Here is a 3,398-nt window from a genome sequence, read left to right as displayed (position 1 = left end):
TTAAAAAGAGCAAACAAATCAGTTAAACTCAGCGAGTATATCCAAAAGCAGTATTGGCAACATAAAGCCCGTTTGGGTGCGCCAAGCCTGCTTCATGATGCAAGAGAAGCAGGCTATCAAGTTTCATAAAGGACAATTAGCCGTGTTTTGCAACAATTGGGATTACGGAGTAAAGCAGCACGTAAATTCAAGCATAAAACAGACAAGGCTCATCACAATATTGCGCCCAACACGTTAGATAGGCAATTTAATCCTGATAAACCTAATAAAACATGGGTAACCGATATTACTTATATTAAAACGGGTGAAGGTTGGTTATATTTGTCGGTGATTATCGATTTATATGGACGAAAAGTGATTGCTAGGCAAACCAGTCGCTACATAGACCGCCATTTAGTGTGTAATACATTAAAACAAGCTTTATTTCGGCGTCACTTTCCTAAAAATGTACTCATTCATAGTGACCAAGGAAGCCAATATTGCAGTGCTGATTTCAAGCAATTATTGTTACAATATGGGCTAAGGCAAAGCATGAGTCGAAGAGGCAACTGCTTTGATAATGCGGTTGTTGAGAGTTTTTTTCATACACTCAAAACACATATTATTCATGACTGTTACTACAAAACGAGGAAGCAGGCTAATAAAGCACTATTTGAATATATTGAAATCTATTATAATCGGATACGCCGTCATTCAGCCAATGGCTGGGTATCACCTGAACAATATGAACAACAATATTACCAAAACGAAAAAATGATAGAGGCGGGCACTGTCTAATATTTTGGCGAGGATCAAGATTCAGTATCTGCACCAGATAAATAATCACCTGTAGCTTTATTTAATACTGAAATCAAATCAGCTTTGTCAGTGTCGGTTAAAGACTTATCAGCCATAGCAAGTGCCGCCATAGCGGCACTAATTGGCCCTGGTAAAAATGCACCTATTTGCTCTGGGGCTCGCATCCAGAGTTCAACATAATCGCTACCATTAGGCATATCTTTACCTGTTATGAGCCTTTCTAGTGCTTCCTCTGTTTCTTCTTGAGTTAAATAACCTGCTGCTGAGGCATGGAGGATACCTTCATAATTTGCCCGTGTTTCAGGTGAAAGACCAATAAAATCGCCACCAAATCCACCATCACCCCAACTTAATCCATTATTCTCAACCGCATTTTTCCCTGCCGCAACGCCTGTATTGATATCTTGGATATCACCACCGGCAGCGGCTATTGCAAGACCTGTCGCTAGTTGTGATAGGGCGCTGATTTGTTGTCTTTCTTCTTGTGATAATTCCGCTACTGTTTTACCTGGGTAAAGAATACCCATGATAACCTCAGCACCACGTTCACTTGCAGCAGCACCTAAGCCACCCACTAGAGCAGAGTTGCCTTGTAGCTCGGCTACCACCGCACCGAGTATGGCATGGCTGACGGTGTTGGCGAGGGTGTTTCCTTCGGTCTGTTGTTTGATAATAGTCGCAATTTTTGGTGCAAGTGCCCCTGCGGCAGCCCCTGTCATGTCACCACTGATTAAACCGTTGATGAGGCTAACCGCCATGTCAATGCCTTGACGGGTGTCACTGCCCATCGCTGACATGCCTTGATTCATCGATTCTTTGTAGGCGTCTTCGTAGATTTTTTGTTGCTCTTCTTCTGTTAGTCCCTTGTTTTTACTTTTCTCTTTTTCCTTTTCAACCGCTTCTTTTGCCTTGGATTCGGCTCTTATCCGGTCTATATGATTAAGCATCGTTAACGTTTCACCACCAATTTCACTCACTAAATGCGTTTGGTCGATGATGTCTTGCTCTTTTTGTTTGTTAAAAATGTGTTTGAGCTCGTTATTCGCTTGCTCAGTATCATGGCTTAATTCGTTGATATCTTGTTTTTGAGCATCCTTATTGCGGATAATTATCGTCCCTTCCGATACCGCTGAATGCGTCGTCGAATGTTCGCTTTCGTTTTTATTGCGACTGGTTGGCATCGATGGCATGCCGCTAGAGCTTACCCCTGCACTGCTGCTACTGACTTGGTAGTCCGCTTTGTTTTCGATATCACTAAAGCTGATTGTGCCGGTGTCAAGGCGGTTTTGGCTCTTGTCTTTCGCTTCTGAGGCTATCACCGCCACGGCTAGCATAAAAAACACCAAGAAAAATCAAATAAAATCAATCGCTTTTCTGACTAATTTTTTGTGAGTAAAAAATAATAACTTAATGTATTTTTTATTTTGAATAGAGATATATGACACTATAAACAATATAGCAAGTAGGCTTTATTTACTACAATGGCGCATAAAAATAATAATCACTAAAATACATGTTAAGTTAAAATTAGTAATAAAAAATTTAATTATCGAATTTCGTGACAGTATTAACTGCCACTTTTTTAATAAAAAATACACTAATATAGTGTTTGGATTGTATGGTTAAATTTGAGTTACCACATCAATTTTAGATAGGAACTTTATCATTATTTACTAGAGTTTATAATCTTCATATTCCCAAGCAAAATACCTTGAAAGTTTTTGGGCTGTTTCCAACCAAGTATCACAAGTACACATCTCAATATATTTATTTATTGTGTCTTTTATTTCCTCAAAATCATATTTTCTAACTATTAACATATGACGAATCAATACTGGTAACCATTGATGCTTACACAACCATTCGGGCGTACATACAAACAGTTCAAAATACTCACTACCAATTTCATTATCTGGACCTATAGATAAAGTTAATGTTATTCCAAAAAGGTTTTCTTCTTCAGGAAAATATATAACTGGGTCATAATCTATGGAACCCACCGATTTTAATAATATTTTCATTTTTAGTCCTTGATATTTAAATGCCCATTACCTACTTTTATTCTCTTACCATCAACATCAAATTTATATGTTTCAAAATTAGCTTGAACACCCGTTTCAGCATAAGGGCTGTTAGGTTTACTGGATGGAGGTCGATATCCTCTCGTCCCATCAGCACTAATCCATCCACCATTAGACGTTTGTTTAGCTCCATCACCAACCCATATCATTCCTAATTTATTTGCTTCAGCTGACGTACCAGTACCTACACCATAATTTAACTCTCTATTTCCCCCTTTTACTACAGCAGATAATCTTGGATCTTGTTTAGCTATATTGTTTAAATTCTCGTTTGTTAAATTATCTTTTAATTTTGATGAGTTAGCAACATTATGAGCCTGATTGGTATTATTCCAATTTTCAGTAATCTGATTTTCATTTTTTACATGCTCGCCAAACTTACTTGATTTATTACCTTTTTGTGATTTTGCTACATTATTCTCAACTTTTTCTTTTATAAAATCTTGGAATTGCTTATTTGAACTTTTAGCACCAAGTCGACTTAAAACAGTATTTAATTCTAATAAAGATTCAGTATTT

The 3,398-nt window shown here is 37.6% G+C and carries 4 protein-coding genes; 1 reads left to right on the top strand and 3 read right to left on the bottom strand.

The window, feature by feature from the left end; genetic code table 11:
- Nucleotides 1-135: 135 nt before the first annotated feature.
- Complete coding sequence (locus tag A9G25_RS11395; RefSeq protein WP_065625519.1) at nucleotides 136-777, top strand: IS3 family transposase; 642 nt, start codon at nucleotides 136-138, stop codon at nucleotides 775-777.
- Between the two features lie 14 nt (nucleotides 778-791).
- Here the strand turns inward: A9G25_RS11395 and A9G25_RS11390 are convergent, their stop codons facing one another.
- The 3 genes from A9G25_RS11390 to A9G25_RS11380 form a co-directional block, all read right to left on the bottom strand.
- On the bottom strand, nucleotides 792-2,132 hold the full coding sequence (locus A9G25_RS11390) for a VENN motif pre-toxin domain-containing protein (RefSeq protein WP_065627013.1): 1,341 nt from the start codon (nucleotides 2,130-2,132) through the stop codon (nucleotides 792-794).
- 339 nt (nucleotides 2,133-2,471) lie between these two features.
- Nucleotides 2,472-2,819, bottom strand: coding sequence for an immunity 8 family protein (locus tag A9G25_RS11385; protein ID WP_065625501.1), 348 nt, complete (start codon nucleotides 2,817-2,819; stop codon nucleotides 2,472-2,474).
- A 2-nt stretch (nucleotides 2,820-2,821) separates the two neighbouring features.
- A partial coding sequence (locus A9G25_RS11380; protein WP_218057617.1) for a hypothetical protein occupies nucleotides 2,822-3,398 on the bottom strand: 577 nt, incomplete at its 5' end.

It is taken from the genome of Gilliamella sp. Bif1-4 (genome assembly GCF_001690535.1).
In the GTDB taxonomy this organism is placed as follows: domain Bacteria; phylum Pseudomonadota; class Gammaproteobacteria; order Enterobacterales; family Orbaceae; genus Gilliamella; species Gilliamella bombi.
Note: the sequence above shows the minus strand (reverse complement) of the source record. Positions and strands in the feature narration are given on the sequence as shown.

Excerpts from the sequence above, each read along its gene's own strand:
- A9G25_RS11385 (WP_065625501.1), bottom strand. The coding sequence starts at position 2,819 with ATGAAAATATTATTAAAATCGGTGGGTTCCATAGATTATGACCCAGTT.
- A9G25_RS11390 (WP_065627013.1), bottom strand. The coding sequence starts at position 2,132 with ATGCTAGCCGTGGCGGTGATAGCCTCAGAAGCGAAAGACAAGAGCCAA.